The following is a 21313-nucleotide window of genomic DNA, read 5'->3' on the forward strand; positions in this document are numbered from 1 at the left end:
GGCCAGGGATGGCCCATGACGGCGGCCCACGGTCCAAAGCCGGAGTGAGGGCACACCGAGCCTAAGCGAGGAGCCGAGTGGTGGGGCAAGAGCGTTTTGCTTACTTTTGCGCTCTTCAAAAGTGAGCCGCTGTAAGAGCGGAACCAATCTCAGCCATCACCAAAATAACGGATATTCACCCACCACCGGCCGTGATAAACCGCCGCGCCAAAAACCCATACAACAGATACCCAAACGCCAACACCAGCGTCGCACCAAACACCGCCTCCTCACCACACGCATAAATCGCATACAGCGAATACCCCACGGCAATCAGCAACACCGTGGTATTGCGCGCATACACCACCGCCGCCACCCGCGCTTTGTGCATCATCACCAGCAGCCCGGTCAGCGCGGTGACGTAAGGAATCAAATTGGTCACCACCGCCAGGTTCACCAACTTGCCGAACTGCGCACTGGCTGTGGGCGAGATGGTCGACAAGGCAATCAAGCTCTGCAACGCCGCGCAGGCAATCAGCCCCAACACGGGCGCGTGGGCGCGGCTGATCCGGCTGAAGAAGCGCGGAAACAGGCGCTGGTCCGCCGACATCTTGGCCGTTTGCGCCAAGGTGAATTGCCAGCCCAGCAGCGAGCCGATGCACGCCACTACCGCCAGGGCCATGATGATATCGCCCACCAGCGGCGTGAAGATCTGCGCATACACCAGGGCAAACGGCGCGGAAGACTCGGCCAGTTCGGCGTTAGGCACGATGCCCTGGATCACGCTGGTGGACAGCACATACACCAGTGCCGCGCCGAGGGTGCCCAGCAGGCAGGCCAGCGGCACGGTGCGCTTGGGGTCTTCCACCGCGTCATAGCCCTGGGCCGCGGACTCCATGCCGAGGAAGGCCCAGAGGGTCAGCGGGATACTCGCGCCAATCGCATCCCACAGTTGCAACTGGTTGGGGTTCCAGGCGTCGCTGAACACCTCGGCCTTGAAATAGAACCAGCCGAACACGCTCAAGCCCGCCACGGGAATGATCACGCCCCATACGGTGATCACGCCGATCCGGCCAGTCAGGCGCGGGCCGCCGAAGTTGGCCACGGTGGTCAGCCAGATCAGCCCGAGGGTGCCTATAAACAACGGGATCGGCCCGCTGCCCAGCCACGGGATGAAGGACGACAGGTAGCCCACCGCCGAAATCGCAATCGCCACATTGGCGATGATCAGCGACAGGAAATACAGGAACGAACAGAGGAAGAACCCGGACTTGCCGTGGGCCTCTTCGGTGTAGGCCGACATGCCGCCGGTGCGGGTGCAGAAGAGGCCGCACTGGGCAAAACAGTACGCGATCGCCATCGAGCCCACGGCGGTGATCAGCCACGACAGCAGCGAAATCGCACCCAATTGCGCCATGCTGGCGGGCAGCATGATGATGCCCGAGCCCATCATGTTGATCGCCACCAGGGTGGTCAGGCCCATCAGGCTCATCTTTTTGCTTGGCTCGGCCATCGGCAACTCCTTGTCGTGGGGGCGTGCGATGGCAGGCTAGCACGTTGTGGTCAGCGTGCCTTCGGGCTCCGGTTTTCTCCGAGGATTCGCGCGGCATCGCGAGCCGGCGGCAGGCCGAACACCCGGGCGTAATCGCGGCTGAACTGAGTGGCGCTTTCATAGCCGACTTCGAAGGCGGCGCTGGTGACGTTCCTGGCGCCGCCCACCATCAGCGTGCGCGCCTGTAGCAGGCGCACGCGCTTCTGGTACTGCAACGGGCTCAGGTTGGTGACGGCCTTGAAGTGGCGGTGAAAGGCCGACACGCTCATTGCGGCTTTCTGTGCCAGGGCTTCGACCCGGATCGGTTCGGCGAAGTCTCGGCGGATCCACTGGATGGCCTGGCTCACCCGGGCCATGGCGGTGTCCGGCGCGGCGATTTCACGCAGCATCCAGCCGTGGGGGCCTTGCAATACGCGGTAGAGGATCTCGCGCTCGTATACCGGTGCGAGGGCTGTGATCGCCTCAGGGTTGCCCATCAGCCGCAGCATGCGCAGCCAGGCGTCCATCAGTTCGGGGGTGACGGCGGCCACGGAAAAACCCGCATCGTGGTCGTAGCGCCCGGCAGGTTTGGGCAAGTCGCTCAGCAGCGTCGCGAGTACCGTCGGGTCGAGGGTCAGGCTGACCGCCAGGTAGGGTTCGCCGGTCACCGCCGGGTGCACGGTGCCCACGGCGGGCAGTTCGATGGACATCACGAAATAGGTCGCCGGGTCGTATCGCAGCGTGCGATCACCCACCGTCATGGATTTGCTGCCCTGCAGGATCAGGTTGATCATCGGGTCGTACACCGCGGCCAGCATGTGCTCGGGAATCGCGCCCTGGACCATGGCCACTCGCGGGATGCCGGTTTCAGTGCGACGGTTTTCAGCCTTGGCGGCCAGGGTACGCAGTTCGATCAGTTGTGTGTTCATGCCGGGCATGCTGAGCGCCCAGGTGTGCCCTGTGCAAGCAAAAAGCAGAAACAGGCAGGTTTCGAGCAGGAACGGCTGCGTCGGCGCAGGCGCGCAAGCCTACTGTGGTGACTCATTTGAGCAAGCAGTGGAGCCACACATGGGCGTTATCCTCATTACCGGCGGCAGCCGTGGCATTGGTGCCAGCACCGCAGAACTGTGTGCCCGGCAAGGCATGGGCGTGATCCTGACCTACAACAATCATCCAGAGGCCGCCCAGGCGGTTGTGCAGCGAATCGTATCGTCGGGCGGCAAGGCGGTCGCGCTGCCATTGGACGTGGCCGACATCAGTTCCTTCCAAGGTTTTGGCGAGGCGGTAAAGCAGGCGTTATCGGCCACCTGGGGTGTGAGTGGGTTGAATGGCCTGGTGAATAACGCCGGTTATGGACTGTTCAATCCCCTGGAATCGGTCACCGAGGCCCAGTTCGACGGCCTGCTGAATGTGCACCTCAAAGGGCCGTTTTTCCTGACTCAAGCCCTGTTGCCGCTGCTGCAAGCCCACGCCTGCATCGTCAACCTCACCAGCGCGACAACTCGCGTCGCCACCGCTGGCGTAGCACCTTACGCAGCCTTCAAGGGCGCGCTGGATGTACTCACCCGTTACATGGCCAAGGAGTTTGGCGAGCGGCATATCCGTGCAAATGCCGTCTCTCCGGGAGCCATCCGTACCGAACTGGGCGGCGGGCTCAATGATGAGTTCGAAGCGCTGCTGGCTGCACAAACCGCCCTTGGTCGGGTTGGGGAGCCAGAGGACGTGGCGCGTGTGATCGCCATGTTGCTGTCTGACGAAGGCCGCTGGATCAATGCCCAGACGATCGAGGTCGCGGGCGGTTACCTCATCTGAAAAGCGAGGCTGAACTATGCTGGATCATCTGTTTTTGTCGGTCAGCGACATACAACGCTCGATTGATTTCTACCGTGCTGCACTGACACCGCTGGGCATCACCACGCGCCACGACTACGACGGCAAGGACGGCCCGCCGGGCCACCCGGACCTCAAGGGGTTCGGCGCGAACGGGCGGATCTTCTTCTGGTTGCGCGAGGGCGCGGTCGAGGGCAGGGCGGTGCATGTGGGGTTCGTCGCCGGCAGCCGGGTCGAGGTCGATGCGGCTTACCTGGCGGCGATGAACGCGGGCGCCGTCGACAATGGAGCCCCTGGGGCACGATTGCACTATGACCCGAACTACTACGCGGCCAACGTGCTGGACCCTGACGGCTACAGCCTGGAATTTGTCTACAAGAACTGGCAGCACGTCCAATGAAAACCTTAATGATCTACGGCGCCACGGGCTACACCGGACGCATGGCGGCCGAAAACGCCAAGGCACACGGGCTGGACCTGGTGATCGCCGGGCGCAACCGCCAACGGCTGGAACCGCTGGCTGCGCAACTGGGTGTGCCGTACCGAGTATTCAGCCCGGACACCCTGGAAACGGACGCCCTGGATGGCATCGACGTGCTGTTGAACTTCGCGGGGCCGTTTGCGCAGACGGCGGGCGCGCTGATGCAGGCGTGTATTGCAGCAGGCGTCGACTACCTGGACATCACCGCCGAAATCAACGTTTACCGCTTGGCAAGGCAACTGGGCGCGCGTGCAGCTGAGGCAGGCGTCATGCTGTTGCCCGGGGTTGGCTGGGACGTGGTGCCGACGGATTGTCTGGCGATGCATGTGGCGCGCCGTGTTCAGAACCCGCAGTCGCTGAAAGTCGCGCTGCAGGTCGCCGGTCCCATGTCCCGGGGCTCGGCCTTGAGCGTGGGTGAAATCATCGGTGCGGGGCTCCTGGTGCGGGTGGACGGGCAGCTCATCGCTACCCCGGATGCACAACCGCAGTTCATGGATTTTGGCGATGGCCCGGTACTGTGTGCGCCGCTGTCCTTTGGTGATTTGGTGACGGCGTGGCATTCCACGGGCATCCCGAATATCGCCATGTTCGTGCACATCAGCGGCGATGCGTTTCCCGAGGGTGACCTGTCACAACTGCCCGACGGCCCCAGTCTTCAACAGCGTGAGGCCCATCGTGCCCGGGCAGTGGCAGAAGTCACAGGGGCCGATGGCCGGGTGGTGCGTTCGGTGATCGAGACCGTCAACGGCTACACCTACACGCCATTGGCGGCGGTGGAGGCGGCACGCCGGGTGTTGGCCGGTGAACGCCAACCGGGGTTCGCAACGCCGGGGCGAGTGTTGGGTATGGGGTTTGCCGAAACCATCGCGGGTACCACGATTATTGACGTGTAAGCCAATCACCGGACCCTCGTCACCCGCCAGGCGCCTTGAACCTGGCGGCATCACGCCCCGGCGGCAAGCCAAATAGCCGGGCATATTCGCGGCTGAACTGTGAGGCGCTTTCATAACCGACGCTGAATGCAATCGACGCTGCATCCTTGGTGTCGAACAGCAGCAACCAGCGTGCCCTGAGCAGGCGCAGGCGTTTCTGGTACTGAATCGGGGTCATGGCCGTAATGGCTTTGAAGTGCCGATAGAACGCCGCGACGCTCATGTCGGACATGGCGGCCAATGGCTCAACGCGAAAGGGTTGATTGAAATGCTGGCGAATCCACTCGGTCGCGCGGCGGATCTGCGCCAGGCGGCCGTCGGGACGGGCCATGTCCAGTAACGTTGCCCGTAGCGGGCCCTGCAAGACCCGAAACAGAATCTCCCGCTCGATCATCGGCGCCAATACCGCAACTTCGCTGGGCCGGTCCATCAGCCGCAGCATGCGCAGCCAGGCATCGATCAGCTCGGCGGGTGCAGGTACGGCGGCAAAGCAACTGTCGGTCGTGCGCTCGCCGGTTTCGATCTCGTCGGCCAATAGCGTGGCGATCACGTTGTGGTCCAGGGTCAGGCTCAGAGCCAGATAAGGCAGCCCCGGCGCGCAGGGGTGAATCTGGCCGGTGGCGGGTACCTCTACGGGCACCACGAAATAGCTGGCGGGCCCGTAGGTTTGCTCCTGGTCACCTATCCACAAGGTCTTCGAACCTTGCAGGACCAGGTGCAGCATCGGCTGGTAGACCTGATCGGCACAGGCTTCGGCCCGCACCATCGTCACACGCGGCAAGCCGGTATCAGTCCATTGGTTGCCAGCACGCATGACCAGGCTGCGCAGTTCATCGAGTTGATTGTTCATGGCGTTGAACATGAGGCACGCCGCCGGGCAACGCAAGCCAGGCGAGAAGAATAGGCAAGCACGGGAGAAGAACCGGCAACCGCTGCATCCGCTGCGGCCTGAATACTGTAGGCAAGCGGTATCACTTATCCTTTGGAAGGTCACATCATGAAGCTCGACGGAAAAATCGCAGTTGTTACCGGCGCCTCAAAAGGCATCGGCGCAGGTATCGCAAAGGCACTGGGCGCAGCGGGGGCCACGGTGGTGGTCAACTATTCATCCAGCAAAGCCGAGGCCGATGGGGTGGTGGCGCAGATCCAGGCCGACGGCGGCAACGCAATGAGTGTTCGGGCCGACATGAGCCTGGCAGCCGACGTGATTCAACTATTCGACACCATCAGAAGCGAATATGGTCGCCTGGACATCCTGGTCAATAATGCCGGTGTCGCGGTGTTCCAGATGATCGAGGACTTGACCGAAGAGGCGTTCCATCGCCAGTTCAACCTCAATGTACTGGGGTATCTCCTGGCTGCTCGGGAAGCCGTCAAGTTGTTTGGCCAAGGGGGCAGCATCATTAATATCAGCTCGATCCTCAGCACCGATCCCTACCTGGCCTCCAGCGTCTACTCGGCGACCAAAGGCGCGGTGGATACGCTGACCTTCGCCTTGGCGCGTGAACTGGGGCCGAAGGGGATCCGGGTCAATTCGATCCTTCCGGGGCATACAAATACGCCGGCCACCGCCGGCAATTTTGCCGGGGAATTTGGCCAGCAGCTTATCGCGGGCACGCCGCTGGGGCGCTTTGGCGAGCCGGATGATATCGCGCCGGTTGCGGTGTTCCTGGCGTCCGACGACGCCCATTGGGTCACCGGCGAATCCATTCGCGTTTCGGGTGGGGTGCGTGGCGTGGGTTACTGATCAACGCAGGGCGGATCAGGCGGCCTGCGGCTGCATCCGCCATTCACCTTCCATATCCTTGACCAACCCACTGGCCAGCAACAGCGGTGCCACGCGCTTGTGCAATTGCGGCTCGACAAACTCTTTCACCGTGTCCAGCCCCAGCGCGCCGCTCAACGGCAGCTCGGCCTTGGTGTAAGACAACCAGGCTTTCTTCAGTATCAGCAGCACGTCGCTGCCGGCGGTGGAGGCGAAGCGGCGGTGGGTTTTTTTGCCGTCGAAATCGAAGGTGTGCTGAAACTCGTAACCGGCCTCGTTGCCTTCGCTGGCGACGCAGCGGATGCAGGTGCAGGGGCCATCGCCGAAAGCGCTGCGCAGGTAGTTGTTGAAGTCCACCACGGGCTTGAGTGACAGGCGTTTGTCCACCTCGAACAGGTCCCCGGTCATTTTTTCGTCAGTGTTCAAGGTCCATTTCCTCGCAGCGGTTTTTTCAAGGGCGGCACGATACCAGCCGAAGGGCGTGGGCGGGTAGTTTTCGGTCGCCTCAGTGGGGACGTCCATTCGCCAATGCCCTTGTTACGGTGATCAGTCCGCCAGCTCATCCACCATCAGGTCGATAAAGCGCCGTACCCGAGGCTCCAGGAAGCGTTTGCTCGGGTACATCGCCAGGATCTCCACGTCTCCGGCGTCCAGGTCGGGCAGCACCTGTACCAGGCGTCCGGCGGCCAGGTCCTCGGCCACTACGAAGTCCGGCAGCAAGGCGATGCCCAGCCCGGACACGGCAGCGTCGCGCAGTGCTTCGCCGCTGTCCAGGCGCAGGCGGCTGCGCCCGTACGCCTTGACCCAGGTGCCGTCCGATTCGCGAAAGCGCCAGCTTTGCTTGCGCGTGCGGCTGCTGAAATACAGGCAGTCGTGGTGGGCGAGGGCGTCCATGTCGCGGGGTATGCCGCGCTCGGCGAGATAGTCCGGTGCGGCGCACAGCAGCGCCTGATAACGAGCGACCACCCGGGACACCAACTGGCGGTCGGTGTTGGCGCTGCCGATGCGGATGGCCAGGTCGAAGCCGTCCTCGACGATATCGGCGGTGCGGTCGCTGAAGCTGACTTCCACCTGCACCTCGGGCCAGGCGCGCAGGTATTTCTTCAACAACGGCAGCAACACCTTGCGCCCGAACGTATCGGGCAGCGTAAGCCGCAATAAACCGCGCGGTACCCCGGTGGGCTGGCCGATGCGGCTTTGGGCGTTGTCCACTGCGGCGAGGATCTCCAGACCCTGGTCATACAGCGCGCGGCCTTCGTCGGTGAGGCTCAAGGTGCGGGTGGTGCGGTTCAACAGGCGCACACCAAGGCTGTCCTCCAGGCGCGCCACGGCTTTGCCGGCGGCCGAGCGCGTCAGGCCCATCGCCTGCCCACCGGCGACGAAGCTGGCGCCATCGACCACCGCCATGAAGATCAGCATCTCGTTGAGGTTGGTGCGCAGCATGCAGAGTGGCTCCGGGGATGACATCAGGCACAGGCGCGCAATATAGCAGCGCCGGCGGGCAGTGTTTTTCGTATATCCATAGATCGCGATATTCTTTTTCGCACTGTACGTGGGCCGCTACGCTCGCAACCCTTCTCAACCTCGCGGCAGCGTTCTCATGATAATAAAACGACCCACCCTGACGCTCCTGGCAGCAGCCAGTGCGCTCCTCAGCCTTGGTGCACACGCCGAAGGCAAGATCAGCATCGCCCAGCAATTCGGCATCGGCTACTTGATCCTCGACGTGGTTCGTGACCAGAACCTGATCGAGAAACACGGCAAGGAACAGGGCCTGGACATCAAGGTGGAGTGGAACAGTATCTCCGGCGCCACCGCGATGAACGAGTCGCTGCTGGCCGGCGCGCTGGACGTGGTGTCGGCGGGTGTGCCGCCAATGCTCACGCTGTGGGACCGCACCAAGGGCAAGCAGAACGTCAAGGCCATCGCCTCGCTGGGCTCGATGCCCAACTACCTGCTGACCAATAACCCGGATGTGAAGACCCTCAAGGACTTCAGCGAAAAAGACCGCATCGCCGTACCGGCCGCCGGTGTGGGTTTTCAGTCGCGTACCTTGCAGATTGAAACCGCCAAGCAGTTCGGGAACGACAACTACAAGAAGTTCGACGATATCTCCATCAGCCTGGCGCATCCGGACGCCACTGCGGCGCTGATTGCTGGCGGTTCGGAGATCAACGCGCATTTTTCCAGCCCGCCGTTCCAGTACCAGGAGTTGTTGAATCCCAAGGTGCACAAGGTGCTGAGTTCCTACGACATTCTCGGCGGCCCGGCGACGTTCAATGTGCTGTACACCACCGAGAAATTCCACGACGAGAACCCCAAGACCTACAAGGCGTTCTATGACGCGTTGGCCGAGGCCGAGACAATCATCAAGGCCGACAAGCCGGCAGCGGCCCAGGCTTACATTCGTGTAGAGCAGTCGAAGCTACCGCTGGCGCTGGTGGAGAAGATTGTCCAGGACCCGGAAATCGACTTCACCATCGTGCCGCAGCGTACCTATATCTATGCCGAGAAATTGCAGGAGTTGGGCGTGTTGAAGAACAAGGCGGGGAGCTGGAAGGATTACTTCTTTGAAGAGGCGCATGGCGGGAACGGCAGCTGACTCCATTCTGAATTGAAACGCACACAAAAATGTGGGAGCGGGCTTGCTCGCGAATGCGGTGGGTCAGTCGATACATGTGCTGGCTGAACCACCGCATTCGCGAGCAAGCCCGCTCCCACATTGGATCTGCGGTGTTTTCAATTCCCCGCAAGGTTGTTCTTGATCCAGTCGTACAAGTGATTCCCCTCGCTCGACAACTCGCTGTTGGCCCGCCGGCACAGGTAGTACTGGCGGCCATCATCGACCTGTAGATCAAACAGCTTCACCAACTCCCCATTTGCCACATGCGGCGCAACCAGTGGCGCGCGCAGCAGTGAGCAGCCCAATCCGGTCAGCGTGGCCGTCAGCGCCAACTGACCATCCTCCAGCAGCAAACCATTCAACGCGGTCCCGTGATGCACGTCGGCGGCCTGGAACCATTGGCTCCAGGTGCCACGTTCTTCGTCGTGCAACAGCGGTAATTCACTCAGCGCCTCAGGTGTGTCGATCGGCCCGTGTTGCTCCAGGAATGCGCGGCTGCAATACGGCGTCACCGCCCCGGAAATCAGCGGCTCGCTGTGGTACCCCGGCCAGTGCCCGGTGCCGAAGCGGATCGATAAATCGGCAGCGTCGCTGGGGTAGCTGCGGTGGTTGGCGTAGGTGACGTTGATGTCCAGCGCCGGGTGGTCCTTGAGGAACTGTGCCAGGCGCGGGATGAACAGGTTGATGCCGAACAGCGGGATCAGGCTGATGGTGACCTGGCGTGTGGCGCTTTTTTCCCGCACATGTTCGGTGGCGCTGCGCAGTACGGCGAAGGCCGAGCGAATTGCGCGGTAGTACTCGCGGCCTTCTTCGGTGAGCACCAGGTTGCGGCCCTGGCGCAAGGTCAGCGCTTGCTGCAGAAAGCTTTCCAGCAGGTGCAGTTGATGGCTGACGGCGGAGGGCGACACGTCCAGCTCGCGGGCAGCGGAATTCACTCCGCCATGGCGGGCAAACGCTTCGAAGGTGCGCACGGCACGCAACGGCGGGTCATTGGCTAACTGTTCTAAATTATTCATGTGTTGAATTAAATACTAAGTGAGATGGCAAATAAAGAGCCATAAATGCCGTATTTATGGCGTTTATAGCGCTTTATGCGTTTGGCATAACCATATGAATTTCTGATATTTGATAAAAACAGAATAGATGCTTAGTGTGCCGCCCTCGTCAGTAGTGAGGTCGATGGTTTCCATGGATGCGTTTATCCAGCAGCTGCTCAATGGTTTGATGACGGGCAGTCTCTACGCGCTAGTGGCCTTGGGTTACACCATGGTCTACGGCATTTTGCGGATCATCAACTTTGCCCATGGCGATGTGTTGATGATTGGCGCTTTGGTGGGCCTCTCGGTGATTCGCCTGTTGCAGGTGACATGGCCGGCGATGCCGCCGGTGCTGGTGCTGCTGGCAGCCACTGTGATTGCCATGGCGTTCTGCGCGGTACTCGCGGTGCTGATTGAGCGGGTCGCTTACCGGCGCCTGCGCAATGCGCCGCGCCTGGCGCCATTGATCAGCGGCATCGGGGTGTCGTTGTTGCTGCAAACCATCGCCATGTTGGTGTGGACGCGTAACCCGCAGATGTTCCCGCAACTGCTGCCGCTGGAACCGATTGAAGTGCTCGCCGGAGCTTCGGCGCATCCGGCGATCACCAACGCTACCGCCCTGACCACCATTGCCGTCGCACTGTCGGTAATGGTCGCGCTGCTGGTGCTGGTGGAACGCACACGCTTTGGTCGGGCCATGCGCGCCGTGGCCGAGAACCCGCAGGTGGCGAGCCTGATGGGCATTAACCCGAATCGCATCATCGTGCTGACCTTTGCCATTGGCGGCGCCCTGGCGGCATTGGCCGGGATCATGATGGCGAGCAACTACGGCAGCGCGCATTTCTACATGGGTTTCCTGCCGGGCATCAAGGCGTTTACCGCGGCCGTATTGGGCGGCATCGGCAACCTCAAGGGCGCGATGCTTGGCGGCCTGCTGCTGGGGTTGATCGAAGCCCTGGGTACCGGCTACCTGGGCGCTGCCACCCAGGGTGTGTTCGGCAGCAATTACCAGGATGTGTTTGCCTTTATCGTGTTGATCGCGGTGCTGGTGTTTCGTCCTTCGGGGCTGTTGGGCGAACGACTGGCGACCCGCGCATGAGTGTCCTGAATACCTCCCGCCAGCGCGCCAGCTTTGGCCTTGTGTTGTTCGCCGTGGCGCTGGTGCTGGCGCCGTGGATTGTCGGGCATGCCGGCGGCAATACCTGGGTGCGCACCCTCGATTTCGCGTTGCTGTACATCATGCTGGCCCTGGGCCTGAACATCGTCGTGGGTTACGCCGGGCTGCTGGACATGGGTTTTATCGCGTTCTACGCAGTGGGCGCGTACCTCGCCGCATTGCTGTCCTCGCCGCATCTGTTGCAGCAATTCCCGGCGCTGATGGCGCTGCTGCCGGCGGGCATGCACACCTCGATCTGGTTGATCCTGCCCTTGGCCGCGTTGCTGGCGGCGGGCTTTGGCGTGTTGTTGGGCGCACCGACCTTGCGCCTGCGCGGCGATTACCTGGCCATCGTGACCCTGGGCTTTGGTGAAATCATCCGCATATTGCTGCGCAATCTGGATCGCCCGGTGAACATCACCAATGGGCCCAAAGGTATTTCCCAGGTCGACCCGGTCAACCTGCTGGGGATCAACCTCGGGCGCACCCAGGAGCTGTTCGGCCTGCGCCTGCCTTCGGTCTATCTGTATTACTACCTGTTCGCCGCGCTGGTGGTGCTGATCCTGTTTGCCTGCATTCGCCTGGAGCGTTCGCGCATCGGGCGGGCCTGGGTGGCGATTCGTGAAGATGAGGAAGCGGCCCAGGCCATGGGCGTCAACACGCTGCGCTTGAAGCTGTTGGCGTTCGCCATCGGTGCCGGGTTTGGCGGCGTGAGCGGGGCGTTGTTCGCCTCGTTCCAGGGCTTTGTCTCGCCGGAGTCCTTCACTCTCAATGAGTCCATCGCGGTGCTGGCGATGGTGGTGCTCGGCGGCATGGGCCATATCCCGGGGGTGATTCTCGGCTGCGTATTGCTGGCGGCGTTGCCCGAAGCCTTGCGCGCGAGCATGGGCCCGTTGCAGCAGGCGCTGTTCGGCCAGGTGCTGGTGGACCCGGAAATCATTCGTCAGTTGTTCTACGGGCTCGCGCTGATCCTGGCGATGCTCTATCGACCGGCAGGCCTGTGGCCAAAAGGAGTGGCGCGATGAATCAGCCGCTGTTGCAGATTGACCAGGTGAACAAGCGCTTCGGCGGCGTGGCGGCGCTGACCGACGTGAGCCTGAGCATCCAGCCTGGGGAGATCTATGGCTTGATCGGCCCCAATGGCGCCGGTAAAACCACCTTCTTCAACGTGATGACCGGCCTGTATACCCCGGATTCCGGGCGCTTCCAGCTCGACGGCGAGGACTACAAGCCGGCCAGCGTGCACCAGGTGGCCCAGGCCGGCATCGCCCGGACCTTCCAGAATATCCGCCTGTTCAACACCATGAGCGCGTTGGAAAACGTCATGGTCGGCCGCCATGTGCGCACCCGCAATGGCGTGTGGGCCGCCTTGAGTCGCCATCGTCGAGCCCGGGAAGAAGAAGCGCAAACCCGCGCCCATGCCCATCGCCTGTTGGCGTATGTCGGGCTGGCGGGGTTCGCCAATTACCGCGCCGACAGCCTGTCCTACGGCCATCAACGCCGACTGGAAATCGCCCGGGCCCTGGCCACTGAACCACGTTTGCTGGCCCTCGACGAGCCGGCCGCCGGGATGAACGCTGCCGAGAAAGTGCAACTGCGCGGCCTGCTGGAAAAGATCCGCGACGACGGCCACACGCTGCTGCTGATCGAGCACGACGTGAAGCTGGTGATGGGGGTGTGCGACCGCATCAGCGTGCTCGATTACGGCCAGGTGATCGCCGTGGGCGCGCCTGCCGAGGTGCGCCACGACCCGGCGGTGATCCAGGCCTATCTGGGAGCCAGCGCCCATGTCTGAACCTTTATTGAAAGTCGACGGCTTGCAGGTGCGCTACGGCGCCATCGAAGCGGTCAAGTCCCTGGATTTACACATCGGCGAAGGCGAGCGAGTGACGTTGATCGGCGCCAACGGTGCCGGCAAGACCTCCAGCCTCAAGGCCCTGACCGGATTGCTGCCGGCAGCGGCGGGGCAGATTCACTTCGCCGGGCGTTCGATCCTCGGCCAGGCGCCGGACCAATTGCTGCGCCAGGGCATTGCGATGGTACCGGAAGGGCGCGGGATCTTTGCGCGCATGAGCGTCCTGGAAAACCTCCAGGCCGGGGCCTTCCTGCGTCGTGACACCGAGCAGGTGAACCGCGAGATCCGCCAGTTGTTCGAGCACTTCCCGCGTCTGGAGGAGCGCCTGCAGCAGTCCGCCGGCCTGCTCTCCGGTGGCGAGCAACAGATGCTCGCGCTGGCCCGGGCGCTGCTCTCCAAGCCGCGCTTGCTGGTGCTGGACGAACCGTCCATGGGCCTGGCGCCGATCATGGTGGAGAAGATCTTCCAGGTGATCGACGACGTGTGCCGCCAGGGCATGACCCTGCTGCTGGTAGAGCAGAACGCCCGGCTCGCGCTGCAGGTCACCGACCGTGCCTATGTGATGGACACCGGGCGTATCAGCCTCACTGGCCCGTCCCATGAATTGCTCGACCACCCCGAGGTGCGCAGTGCCTACCTCGGTGAATGAATCAACCCTGACGCTACCGGACGCCCGGCGTGTTCCGACCAGCCCGTAAAGAAACAGGAACCACTGATGAAGACTTTCAAGCACACCCTAGTCATCGGCCTGGCCCTGAGCAGCCTGGCGAGTGCCATGGCCCAGGCCGACCAGACCGTATTGATCGGCCTGGCCGGGCCGTTGACCGGCCCGTCGGCGCGGATCGGCAAGGACCTGGAAAACGGCGCGCAACTGGCCATCGACGCGGCCAACGGCAAGCACCCGAAAATCAACGGTGAGGCGGTGACCTTCAAGCTGCTGTCCGAGGACGACCAGTCCGACCCGCGCACCGCCGTCACCGTGGCCCAGCGCCTGGTGGACGAAGGCGTGGTGGGCGTGGTTGGCCACTGGAACACCGGCACCAGCATTCCGGCGGCGCGGGTTTATCACGATGCAGGTATCGCGCAAGTCGCCCCGGTTGCTACCGGGCACGCGTATACCCAGCAGGGCTTCGACACCAGCTTCCGGATCATGGGCCATGACGACGATGGCGGCCAGGTGGCCGGCGACTATGCTTTGAACACCCTCAAGGCCCGGCGCATTGCGGTGATCGACGACCGCACCGCATTCGGCCAGGGCCTGGCCGACCAGTTCGTCAAATCCATCGAGGCCGGTGGCGCCAAGGTGGTGTCTCGTGAATACGTCGACGACAAGACCATCGATTTCAGCGCAGTGCTGACCAATATCCGCAGCCAAAACCCGGATCTGATTTTCTTTGGTGGCGTCGATTCCCAGGCCGCGCCTTTGGCCAGGCGTATCAAGCAACTGGGCATCAAGGCACCGCTGATGGGGGCCGGTGGGTTTGTCAGCCAGACCTTCCTGCAACTGGCGCAGAACGAAGGCGAGGGCGTGATTGCCCTGGAGCCGGGCCTGGCGGTGGCGCAGATGCCGGGTGGCAAGGCGTTCGAGCAGGCTTACAAGGATCGCTACAAGGCGCCGATCGAACTGCACGCGCCGTTTGCCTATGACGGTGTCGGGGTGTTGGTGGCGGCGATCGAGAAGGCCGACTCGGTGGACCCGCAAAAGTACCTGCCGGTGCTGCGCGCCATCAGCTACCAGGGCGTGACCGGGACCATTGCGTTTGATGCCGAGGGCAACCTGAAGAAGCCGTCGTTCACCGTGTATCAGGTCAAGGGCAATCAGTGGCAGCCAGTGAGTGTGGCGGGCGGCAAGTAAACGAATTCTGTGGAGCTGACGGAGGCACACAATGAGCAAGCTGGAAGGTGAACTGGGCATCCTGGCCCGGCGGCGGATCGAAGCCGAAATCATCAAGCCGATCTACGAGATCCTGGTGCGCGAGCAGGGCAAGGACTTTGCGGCGGCGGTGATCGGCGAGGCGGTGGGCAATGCAGCGATCCAGGCCGGCAAGCACTTTGCCGAGCTGGAAGAGCAGGGCGCCGACCTCAAGAGCTTTGTCGAGCTGCAAGTGCTCTGGGAAAAGGACGATGCGCTGAAGGTCGAGATCATCGCCAGCGACGCCGAGCACTACGACTATGACGTGAAGCGCTGCCGCTATGCCGAGATGTATCACGAGATGGGCCTGGGCGAGATCGGTCACCTGCTGTCCTGCAACCGCGACGAACTGTTTATCGTCGGCTACAACCCGGACATCAAGCTGACCCGCACCCAGACCATCATGGGCGGTGCCCATCACTGTGACTTCCGCTACCGGGCCAAACCCCAGGAGCCGCGTTCATGAACGACTTGGCGCGGGTCAATGGCGAGCGCCTGTGGGGCTCGCTGATGGAAATGGCGCAGATCGGCGGCACCGAAAAGGGCGGGGTCTCGCGCCTGGCCCTCACGGATGAGGACCGCCGCGGTCGCGACCTGTTTGTGCAATGGTGCGAGGCGGCCGGTTGCAGCATTCGGGTGGATGCCATGGGCAATATCTTTGCCCGTCGCGCCGGGCGCCAGGATCACCTGGCCCCGGTGCTGACCGGTTCCCATGGCGATTCCCAGCCGGCGGGCGGCAAGTACGACGGTATCTACGGCGTGCTGGCCGGGCTGGAGGTGCTGCGCACCTTGAATGACCTGGGGATCGAGACCGAGCGGCCAATCGAAGTGGTGAACTGGACCAACGAAGAAGGCTCGCGGTTTGCGCCGGCGATGATTTCCTCGGGGGTGTATGCCGGGGTGTTTGACCTGGAGTACGGCCTGTCCCGGGAAGACAAGGCCGGGATCACCATCGGCCAGGCGTTGCAGCAGATTGGCTATGCCGGTGCGCATCCGGTGGGTGGCCAGGCGGTGCATGCGGCGTTTGAGCTGCATATCGAACAGGGGCCGATTCTTGAGGCACAGGGCCTGACCATCGGTGTGGTCACCGGCGCCCAGGGCCAGCGCTGGTATGAAGTGGAACTGAGCGGGCGCAGCGCCCATGCCGGGACGACGCCGATGGATCACCGGCTGGATGCGTTGCTCGGGTTTGCCCGGGTGGTGGAGGCGGTGAACCAGATCGGCCTGGAACAGGGCGCCGAAGGGCGGGCGACGGTGGGCATGGCGAATATCTTCCCCAATTCACGCAACGTGGTGCCGGGGCGGGTGTTTTTCAGTGTCGAGTTTCGGCACCCGGATGAAGCGGTGCTGGGGTATCAGGATCAGCAGCTGCACGCGGCGGTGGCGCGGATTGCCGAGGGGATTGGTTTGCAGCACAGCGTGAAGCAGATTTTCCAGTACGCGCCGATTGCCTTCGACCCTGAGTGTGTGGAGGTGGTGCGGGCTTCGGCGCAAGCGTTGGGGTATAGCCATCGCGACATGATTTCCGGGGCCGGGCATGATGCCTGCTACCTGAACCGGGTGGCGCCGACGGCGATGATTTTTGTGCCGTGTGTGGATGGGCTGAGCCATAACGAGGCGGAGGAGATTCATCCGCAGTGGTCGACGGCGGGGGCGGATGTGTTGTTGCAGGCGGTGTTGGCCAAGGCGGGGGAGTGAGCGAGGTTTAACTGTTCAACTGGGTTCCCTGTGGGAGCTGTCGAGCTTTAGCGAGGCTGCGATGAGGCCCTGTCAGGCAATAGAGATGTCGACAGTCAGGCTGCCATCGCAGCCTCGCTAAAGCTCGACAGCTCCCACAGGGGACCGAGTTTCCACAGGGGGGGGGCGAGTTCCCATAGGAAACCCAGTTTTCGCTCTGGAGCTTCTTTGTCTGATGGTCAGCGGAAGAACTCACCGGGTGTGGCGTCGAACTGCTGGCGGAAGGCGTTTATGAAGGCCGAGGTGGATTCGTAGCCGCAGGCCAGCGCCACATCGGTCACGCGTTCGCCTTGTTCCAGGGCGGGCAGGGCGCTCAACAATCGCAGGCGCTGGCGCCACGCACGGAAGGTCAGGCCGGTGTCGCTCAGGAACAGCCGGCTGAGGGTTTTCTCGCTGATCGCCAGTTTTTGGCTCCACTGCCCCAGGGTGGTTTGCTGCTCCGGGTGCAGGTTCAGGCTGCGGTAAATCTGCCGCAAGCGGCTGTCGGCCGGCAGCGGCAACATCAGGTCGACCTGGGGCGCGGCGGCCAGTTGGTCCAGCACCACTTGGGCCAGCCGTCCATCCGGGCCATCCTCGGCGTATTCCACCGGCAATTCGCTGAAGCTGCGAATCAACTCGCGCAACAGGCTGCTCACCGCCAGCACCTGGCAGCGGTCGGCCGCCCAGGCGGTGACGCTGCAATCGAGGTACAGGCTGCGCATCTCGGTATGGGGCGAACTGAACACCCGGTGTGGCATGCCGGCCGGTATCCACACGGCCCGCTGGGGTGGCGCGACGAAGCGTCCTACGCTGGTCTGGATCTCCAGCACCCCGGATATTGCGTAGGACAACTGCACCCACGGGTGACTATGGCGGCGGGTCAGCGCGCGGTTGGGCAGGGATTCGGTGCGGCCATACACCGGCCTGGGCAGGCTGGAAAGCCCGGGCACGCTGCGGCGCACGGTTTTGTCATGTCCTTTTGGCGGCATTTACTGGCTCATTGGCGTTAGTCGGTAACAAGCCGTTACGTTAGAGTCGCGACGATGCTCTTGGCAACCCCTGGAAGATTGGCCTATGACCCGCCCACGCTTTTTACCTGACAACTTCACCCTGACCCTGGTGGCCACGGTGATCCTCGCGTCCCTGCTGCCCGCCAGCGGCCAGACCGCCGTGGCCTTTGGCTGGGTGACCAACCTGGCCATCGCGCTGCTGTTTTTCCTGCACGGCGCGAAACTGTCGCGCCAGGCCATTGTTGCCGGTGCGGGTCATTGGCGCCTGCACCTGCTGGTGTTCAGCCTGACCTTCGTGCTGTTTCCGTTGCTGGGCCTGGCGCTCAAGCCGGTGTTGTCGCCGCTGATCGGTAAAGACCTGTACATGGGCATGCTCTATTTGTGTGCGTTGCCCGCCACCGTGCAGTCGGCGATTGCCTTTACCTCGCTGGCCCGGGGCAATATCCCGGCGGCGATTTGCAGCGCGGCGGCGTCGAGCCTGTTCGGGATCTTCCTGACGCCATTGCTGGTGACGTTGCTGCTGAATGTGCATGGCGATGGCGGCTCCACCGTCGATGCGATCCTGAAAATCAGTGTTCAATTGTTGCTACCGTTCATCGCCGGGCAAATCGCCCGTCGCTGGATCGGCGAGTGGGTAGGGCGTAACAAATCCTGGCTGAAGTTCGTCGACCAGGGCTCGATTTTGCTGGTGGTCTACGGCGCCTTCAGCGAAGCGGTCAACGAGGGCATCTGGCACCAAATTCCGTTGTGGGAGCTGGGTGGCCTGGTGGTGGCGTGCTGTGTGTTGCTGGCGCTGGTGCTGGTGGCGTCCACGGTGCTGGGCAAGGCTTTTGGCTTCAGCCAGGAAGACCGGATCACCATTCTGTTCTGCGGCTCGAAGAAAAGCCTGGCCACCGGTGTGCCGATGGCCCAGGTGTTGTTTGCCGGGGCGAGCATGGGGGTGCTGATCTTGCCGCTGATGCTGTTTCACCAGATCCAGTTGATGGTCTGCGCGGCGCTGGCCCAGCGCTATGCCAAGCGTCCTGAGTCGATTCCCGAGCTGATGGGGCAAGTCGATCCCTGAATCGTCGTGTTACTATTTTTTGCGCGCGGCTCAAGGCCCGGCATCGGGCCGGCTTGATCTGCGCGCAAACGAGTACGACGACCTGTCAATGAGCATTTCCGCCGCAACACCTCAAGCCAACTGGCAACCGGTCTTCGCTCTCGCGTTGGCCGCTTTCGTTTTCAATACCACCGAATTTGTACCGGTCGGCCTGCTGAGTGCCATCGGCGCGAGCTTCGACATGCCCATCGCCAGCGTCGGCCTGATGCTGACCATCTATGCGTGGATCGTGTCCCTGACCTCGCTGCCGGTGATGCTGCTGACCCGTAACGTCGAGCGGCGCAAGCTGCTGATCGTGCTGTTCGGCATGTTTATCGCCAGCCATATCCTGTCCAGCGTGGCCACCAGCTTTGGCATCCTGATGCTCAGCCGGGTCGGCATTGCCCTGTCCCATGCGTTGTTCTGGTCGATTACTGCCTCCCTCGCGGTGCGTTTGGCGCCGGAGGGCAAGCAGGTGCAGGCCCTTGGGTTGCTGGCTACCGGTACTTCCCTGGCGATGGTTCTGGGTATTCCGCTGGGCCGTTTGCTGGGCGAAGCCATGGGCTGGCGCACCACCTTCCTGGTGATCGGCGCGTTTGCCGCCGGGCTGGTGTTCTGGCTGGCGCGCACCTTGCCGCTGCTGCCGAGCCAGAACTCCGGTTCGCTGCGCAGCTTGCCGCTGTTGTTCAAGCGCCCGGCGCTGGTGGCGTTGTATGTGCTGACGGCGATGGTGGTGACGGCGCAGTTCACTGCCTACAGTTATGTTGAGCCGTTTGTTGAAGGTGTTGCCGGTATGAGTGGCAATACGGTGACCCTGATCCTGCTGGTGTTTGGCGGCGCGGGGATTATTGGTTCGTTGTTGTTCAGCCTGGTGCATCGCTTTAGCCCCCATCGTTTCCTGATCAGCGCGGTTACCATACTGGCGCTGTGCCTGGCGTTGTTGCTGCCGTTGAGTGGCGAGGTGTCGTACCTGGTGACCCTGAGTGTGTTCTGGGGCATGGCCATCATGGGTTTTGGCCTGGCGTTGCAATCGAAGGTGCTGGTGCTGGCGCCGGATGCCACGGATGTGGCGATGGCGATGTTTTCCGGGATCTACAACATCGGTATTGGCGGTGGGGCGTTGATGGGCAGTTGGGTGGGCAGCCACTTTGGTTTTGCCTGGATCGGCGCGGCGGGCGGGTTGCTGGCAGCGGTGGCGTTGATTGGGTATTGCCTGGCGATTTATCGGTTTGGGCAGGGTGTGGCGCGTAGCCCTCTGTAGGAGGTGATTTTCATGGCAGTTCGTTTGATTAAACCGGCGGTATTCGCAGTGCTCGCCGGGTTTTCTGTGTTGTGGCTCAGCCCTGTGAGCCTGGCGGCCAGTTTTGACTGTGACCGGGCGAAGGCGCCTGACGAGAAAACCATCTGTGCCACGCGCTCCCTGAATGATCAGGACGTGACCATGGCGCTGCTCTATGACCTCAATCGGCACTTCATGGCCATGGGCGGGCGCGGTTCGTTGATGGATGATCAGGCTGTGTGGCTCAAGCAACGGCATACGTGCGGCGCCCAAGTCAGTTGCCTGAGCAAAGCCTATACGGAGCGTATTGCGATGTTGCGTAGCTTTATTGATGAGCGGGTGATGACGAAGGGGCCGTTCTGAACGGCCGCTTACTGTAGGAGCGAGCTTGCTCGCGAAAAACCTGAGAGCGCCGTTGGGTGTCAGGCTTCCCGAGTTATCGTTGACGTCCATCGCGAGCAAGCTTGCTCCTACAGAAGCAGGGTGTGCTTTGTTCAGGCGTCGCTAGGTTGGATCCGGCGGCCTATTACGTCCATCAGGTCACAGCCATCGCGTAGAGGAATGGCGAGCAGGCGTGCAAAGTCGTGAAGCACGACGGCGTCACTGCTGATTTCTTCGCGGAAGGCGATATTTTCCAGCAGTTGGGTCACGGCGTTGATGCGGTAAGCGGCAGCCTGGTGGAGTACGTCGAGCGGCGCTTGGGTGTCGATGAGCAGGGAAGGGATGTCGCAATCGTTGCCTGTAAGGGGCATGTATCGATTCATGGTAAAGCCTCGGTCTAATTAATTGAGGCTGTCACCTATCGTCGCCAAACGAATGGGTGACAGCTGTACGCAGGTTGGCGAACCGGGACCGAGTTCCGGCAGACCCGAAGGTCTCCCGCGCACAGCTGCCATAAAGCAGCTTTGCGGGTGCGAAAGTGCCTGCAATCAAGCAGAGCGCTTTCGCATACGGTCAACGGATCGCCAAATCCGATCGCCATGTCGGGCGACCGGCGGACTATAAGCGCTGCCCTTCAACCCATGCAAGGCAATCGTCGACACGCTATCTATTACAGATCTTGTAATAGTTTTGCATTGTAGGAAATTCTTGTTTCGCCTGTACGATTCAAGTCCTTTTTCCACAA

Annotated in this window: 23 protein-coding genes and 1 pseudogene; 15 read left to right on the plus strand and 9 right to left on the minus strand. The window is 62.3% G+C overall.

The genetic code is table 11. From position 1 onward, the window contains the following. Positions 1-175: 175 nt before the first annotated feature. Together potE and HX801_RS22245 are read right to left on the minus strand one after the other, a co-directional pair. The gene (potE, locus tag HX801_RS22240) at positions 176-1492 is read right to left on the minus strand and encodes a putrescine-ornithine antiporter (RefSeq protein ID WP_177022733.1); all 1317 of its coding nucleotides are present in this window, start codon (positions 1490-1492) and stop codon (positions 176-178) included. A gap of 50 nt (positions 1493-1542) precedes the next feature. Next, complete coding sequence (locus HX801_RS22245; protein ID WP_174717787.1) at positions 1543-2439, minus strand: AraC family transcriptional regulator; 897 nt, start codon at positions 2437-2439, stop codon at positions 1543-1545. 139 nt (positions 2440-2578) lie between these two features. On the opposite strand from HX801_RS22245, the gene HX801_RS22250 reads away from it, so the two are divergent. Genes HX801_RS22250 through HX801_RS22260 form a run of 3 tightly spaced genes read left to right on the plus strand, consistent with a single transcriptional unit; the run spans position 2579 to position 4714 of the window. Next, a complete protein-coding gene (locus tag HX801_RS22250; protein ID WP_177022734.1) occupies positions 2579-3322 on the plus strand; it encodes an SDR family NAD(P)-dependent oxidoreductase in 744 nt (247 codons plus the stop codon). Between the two features lie 16 nt (positions 3323-3338). Then, the gene (locus HX801_RS22255) at positions 3339-3740 is read left to right on the plus strand and encodes a VOC family protein (RefSeq protein WP_177022735.1); all 402 of its coding nucleotides are present in this window, start codon (positions 3339-3341) and stop codon (positions 3738-3740) included. After that, positions 3737-4714: a trans-acting enoyl reductase family protein gene (locus tag HX801_RS22260; RefSeq protein WP_177019462.1), complete on the plus strand. Its 978-nt coding sequence runs from the start codon at positions 3737-3739 to the stop codon at positions 4712-4714. The genes HX801_RS22255 and HX801_RS22260 overlap by 4 nt, the downstream gene beginning before the upstream one ends. A gap of 19 nt (positions 4715-4733) precedes the next feature. Here the strand turns inward: HX801_RS22260 and HX801_RS22265 are convergent, their stop codons facing one another. Further along, positions 4734-5603, minus strand: a complete 870-nt coding sequence (locus HX801_RS22265; protein WP_177022736.1) for an AraC family transcriptional regulator — start codon at positions 5601-5603, stop codon at positions 4734-4736. 147 nt (positions 5604-5750) lie between these two features. Between HX801_RS22265 and HX801_RS22270 the strand changes: the two genes are divergently transcribed. Next, positions 5751-6500: an SDR family NAD(P)-dependent oxidoreductase gene (locus tag HX801_RS22270; RefSeq protein ID WP_177022737.1), complete on the plus strand. Its 750-nt coding sequence runs from the start codon at positions 5751-5753 to the stop codon at positions 6498-6500. 15 nt (positions 6501-6515) lie between these two features. Here the strand turns inward: HX801_RS22270 and HX801_RS22275 are convergent, their stop codons facing one another. After that, entirely contained in the window at positions 6516-6944 is a 429-nt protein-coding gene (locus HX801_RS22275; RefSeq protein ID WP_177022738.1) for a hypothetical protein, read from the minus strand. A gap of 120 nt (positions 6945-7064) precedes the next feature. Next, complete coding sequence (locus HX801_RS22280; protein WP_177022739.1) at positions 7065-7961, minus strand: LysR family transcriptional regulator; 897 nt, start codon at positions 7959-7961, stop codon at positions 7065-7067. A 157-nt stretch (positions 7962-8118) separates the two neighbouring features. Between HX801_RS22280 and HX801_RS22285 the strand changes: the two genes are divergently transcribed. Next, complete coding sequence (locus HX801_RS22285) at positions 8119-9120, plus strand: ABC transporter substrate-binding protein (protein ID WP_177022740.1); 1002 nt, start codon at positions 8119-8121, stop codon at positions 9118-9120. A 137-nt stretch (positions 9121-9257) separates the two neighbouring features. Here HX801_RS22285 and HX801_RS22290 read toward each other — a convergent pair whose 3' ends face one another. Further along, positions 9258-10157 (minus strand): LysR substrate-binding domain-containing protein, encoded by a 900-nt coding sequence (locus HX801_RS22290; RefSeq protein WP_134326868.1) that lies wholly within the window; start codon positions 10155-10157, stop codon positions 9258-9260. Positions 10158-10329: 172 nt separating this feature from the next. On the opposite strand from HX801_RS22290, the gene HX801_RS22295 reads away from it, so the two are divergent. The 7 genes from HX801_RS22295 to HX801_RS22325 all read left to right on the plus strand — a co-directional run bounded on the left by HX801_RS22295 (position 10330) and on the right by HX801_RS22325 (position 16799). Continuing rightward, positions 10330-11277: a branched-chain amino acid ABC transporter permease gene (locus HX801_RS22295; RefSeq protein ID WP_003207963.1), complete on the plus strand. Its 948-nt coding sequence runs from the start codon at positions 10330-10332 to the stop codon at positions 11275-11277. Next, positions 11274-12359 (plus strand): ABC transporter ATP-binding protein, encoded by a 1086-nt coding sequence (locus HX801_RS22300; RefSeq protein WP_087694203.1) that lies wholly within the window; start codon positions 11274-11276, stop codon positions 12357-12359. Before HX801_RS22295 ends, HX801_RS22300 begins: the two co-directional genes overlap by 4 nt. Beyond that, complete coding sequence (locus tag HX801_RS22305) at positions 12356-13129, plus strand: ABC transporter ATP-binding protein (protein ID WP_177008269.1); 774 nt, start codon at positions 12356-12358, stop codon at positions 13127-13129. The genes HX801_RS22300 and HX801_RS22305 overlap by 4 nt, the downstream gene beginning before the upstream one ends. Next, complete coding sequence (locus tag HX801_RS22310) at positions 13122-13838, plus strand: ABC transporter ATP-binding protein (RefSeq protein WP_008436935.1); 717 nt, start codon at positions 13122-13124, stop codon at positions 13836-13838. The genes HX801_RS22305 and HX801_RS22310 overlap by 8 nt, the downstream gene beginning before the upstream one ends. 66 nt (positions 13839-13904) lie before the next feature. Further along, positions 13905-15044: a branched-chain amino acid ABC transporter substrate-binding protein gene (locus HX801_RS22315; protein ID WP_177022741.1), complete on the plus strand. Its 1140-nt coding sequence runs from the start codon at positions 13905-13907 to the stop codon at positions 15042-15044. Positions 15045-15075: 31 nt separating this feature from the next. Next, positions 15076-15567 (plus strand): L-2-amino-thiazoline-4-carboxylic acid hydrolase, encoded by a 492-nt coding sequence (locus HX801_RS22320; protein ID WP_010173377.1) that lies wholly within the window; start codon positions 15076-15078, stop codon positions 15565-15567. Beyond that, positions 15564-16799 carry a Zn-dependent hydrolase gene (locus tag HX801_RS22325; protein ID WP_177022742.1) on the plus strand — a complete coding sequence of 412 codons (1236 nt, stop codon included), beginning with the start codon at positions 15564-15566 and terminating at the stop codon, positions 16797-16799. The genes HX801_RS22320 and HX801_RS22325 overlap by 4 nt, the downstream gene beginning before the upstream one ends. Before the next feature lie 218 nt (positions 16800-17017). On the opposite strand, the gene HX801_RS22330 is transcribed toward HX801_RS22325, so the two are convergent. Beyond that, positions 17018-17806: a helix-turn-helix domain-containing protein gene (locus HX801_RS22330; RefSeq protein WP_177022743.1), complete on the minus strand. Its 789-nt coding sequence runs from the start codon at positions 17804-17806 to the stop codon at positions 17018-17020. Between the two features lie 85 nt (positions 17807-17891). Here HX801_RS22330 and HX801_RS22335 point away from each other — a divergent pair, with 85 nt between their 5' ends. From HX801_RS22335 to HX801_RS22345, 3 genes are all read left to right on the plus strand, one after another. Next, positions 17892-18890: a bile acid:sodium symporter family protein gene (locus HX801_RS22335; RefSeq protein WP_087694198.1), complete on the plus strand. Its 999-nt coding sequence runs from the start codon at positions 17892-17894 to the stop codon at positions 18888-18890. A gap of 88 nt (positions 18891-18978) precedes the next feature. Then, positions 18979-20169 (plus strand): sugar transporter, encoded by a 1191-nt coding sequence (locus HX801_RS22340; protein ID WP_008436945.1) that lies wholly within the window; start codon positions 18979-18981, stop codon positions 20167-20169. Between the two features lie 12 nt (positions 20170-20181). Continuing rightward, entirely contained in the window at positions 20182-20550 is a 369-nt protein-coding gene (locus HX801_RS22345) for a lysozyme inhibitor LprI family protein (protein ID WP_177022744.1), read from the plus strand. A gap of 9 nt (positions 20551-20559) precedes the next feature. Here the strand turns inward: HX801_RS22345 and HX801_RS32320 are convergent. Then, positions 20560-20640, minus strand: a pseudogene (locus HX801_RS32320) (outer membrane lipoprotein carrier protein LolA); the annotation flags it as partial. A 41-nt stretch (positions 20641-20681) separates the two neighbouring features. Then, positions 20682-20939, minus strand: a complete 258-nt coding sequence (locus HX801_RS22350; protein WP_226476283.1) for a hypothetical protein — start codon at positions 20937-20939, stop codon at positions 20682-20684. Between the last annotated feature and the right edge of the window lie 374 nt (positions 20940-21313).

The organism is Pseudomonas sp. G1002 (genome assembly GCF_013385455.1).
GTDB lineage: Bacteria > Pseudomonadota > Gammaproteobacteria > Pseudomonadales > Pseudomonadaceae > Aquipseudomonas.

Excerpts from the sequence above, each read along its gene's own strand:
- HX801_RS22290 (WP_134326868.1), bottom strand. The coding sequence starts at position 10,157 with ATGAATAATTTAGAACAGTTAGCCAATGACCCGCCGTTGCGTGCCGTG.
- HX801_RS22255 (WP_177022735.1), top strand. The coding sequence starts at position 3,339 with ATGCTGGATCATCTGTTTTTGTCGGTCAGCGACATACAACGCTCGATT.
- HX801_RS22315 (WP_177022741.1), top strand. The coding sequence starts at position 13,905 with ATGAAGACTTTCAAGCACACCCTAGTCATCGGCCTGGCCCTGAGCAGC.
- HX801_RS22320 (WP_010173377.1), top strand. The coding sequence starts at position 15,076 with ATGAGCAAGCTGGAAGGTGAACTGGGCATCCTGGCCCGGCGGCGGATC.
- HX801_RS22325 (WP_177022742.1), top strand. The coding sequence starts at position 15,564 with ATGAACGACTTGGCGCGGGTCAATGGCGAGCGCCTGTGGGGCTCGCTG.
- HX801_RS22305 (WP_177008269.1), top strand. The coding sequence starts at position 12,356 with ATGAATCAGCCGCTGTTGCAGATTGACCAGGTGAACAAGCGCTTCGGC.
- HX801_RS22295 (WP_003207963.1), top strand. The coding sequence starts at position 10,330 with ATGGATGCGTTTATCCAGCAGCTGCTCAATGGTTTGATGACGGGCAGT.
- HX801_RS22270 (WP_177022737.1), top strand. The coding sequence starts at position 5,751 with ATGAAGCTCGACGGAAAAATCGCAGTTGTTACCGGCGCCTCAAAAGGC.
- HX801_RS22340 (WP_008436945.1), top strand. The coding sequence starts at position 18,979 with ATGAGCATTTCCGCCGCAACACCTCAAGCCAACTGGCAACCGGTCTTC.
- HX801_RS22310 (WP_008436935.1), top strand. The coding sequence starts at position 13,122 with ATGTCTGAACCTTTATTGAAAGTCGACGGCTTGCAGGTGCGCTACGGC.
- HX801_RS22250 (WP_177022734.1), top strand. The coding sequence starts at position 2,579 with ATGGGCGTTATCCTCATTACCGGCGGCAGCCGTGGCATTGGTGCCAGC.
- potE (WP_177022733.1), bottom strand. The coding sequence starts at position 1,492 with ATGGCCGAGCCAAGCAAAAAGATGAGCCTGATGGGCCTGACCACCCTG.
- HX801_RS22335 (WP_087694198.1), top strand. The coding sequence starts at position 17,892 with ATGACCCGCCCACGCTTTTTACCTGACAACTTCACCCTGACCCTGGTG.
- HX801_RS22350 (WP_226476283.1), bottom strand. The coding sequence starts at position 20,939 with ATGCCCCTTACAGGCAACGATTGCGACATCCCTTCCCTGCTCATCGAC.
- HX801_RS22300 (WP_087694203.1), top strand. The coding sequence starts at position 11,274 with ATGAGTGTCCTGAATACCTCCCGCCAGCGCGCCAGCTTTGGCCTTGTG.
- HX801_RS22285 (WP_177022740.1), top strand. The coding sequence starts at position 8,119 with ATGATAATAAAACGACCCACCCTGACGCTCCTGGCAGCAGCCAGTGCG.
- HX801_RS22260 (WP_177019462.1), top strand. The coding sequence starts at position 3,737 with ATGAAAACCTTAATGATCTACGGCGCCACGGGCTACACCGGACGCATG.
- HX801_RS22345 (WP_177022744.1), top strand. The coding sequence starts at position 20,182 with ATGGCAGTTCGTTTGATTAAACCGGCGGTATTCGCAGTGCTCGCCGGG.
- HX801_RS22330 (WP_177022743.1), bottom strand. The coding sequence starts at position 17,806 with ATGCCGCCAAAAGGACATGACAAAACCGTGCGCCGCAGCGTGCCCGGG.
- HX801_RS22280 (WP_177022739.1), bottom strand. The coding sequence starts at position 7,961 with ATGCTGCGCACCAACCTCAACGAGATGCTGATCTTCATGGCGGTGGTC.
- HX801_RS22265 (WP_177022736.1), bottom strand. The coding sequence starts at position 5,603 with ATGAACAATCAACTCGATGAACTGCGCAGCCTGGTCATGCGTGCTGGC.
- HX801_RS22245 (WP_174717787.1), bottom strand. The coding sequence starts at position 2,439 with ATGAACACACAACTGATCGAACTGCGTACCCTGGCCGCCAAGGCTGAA.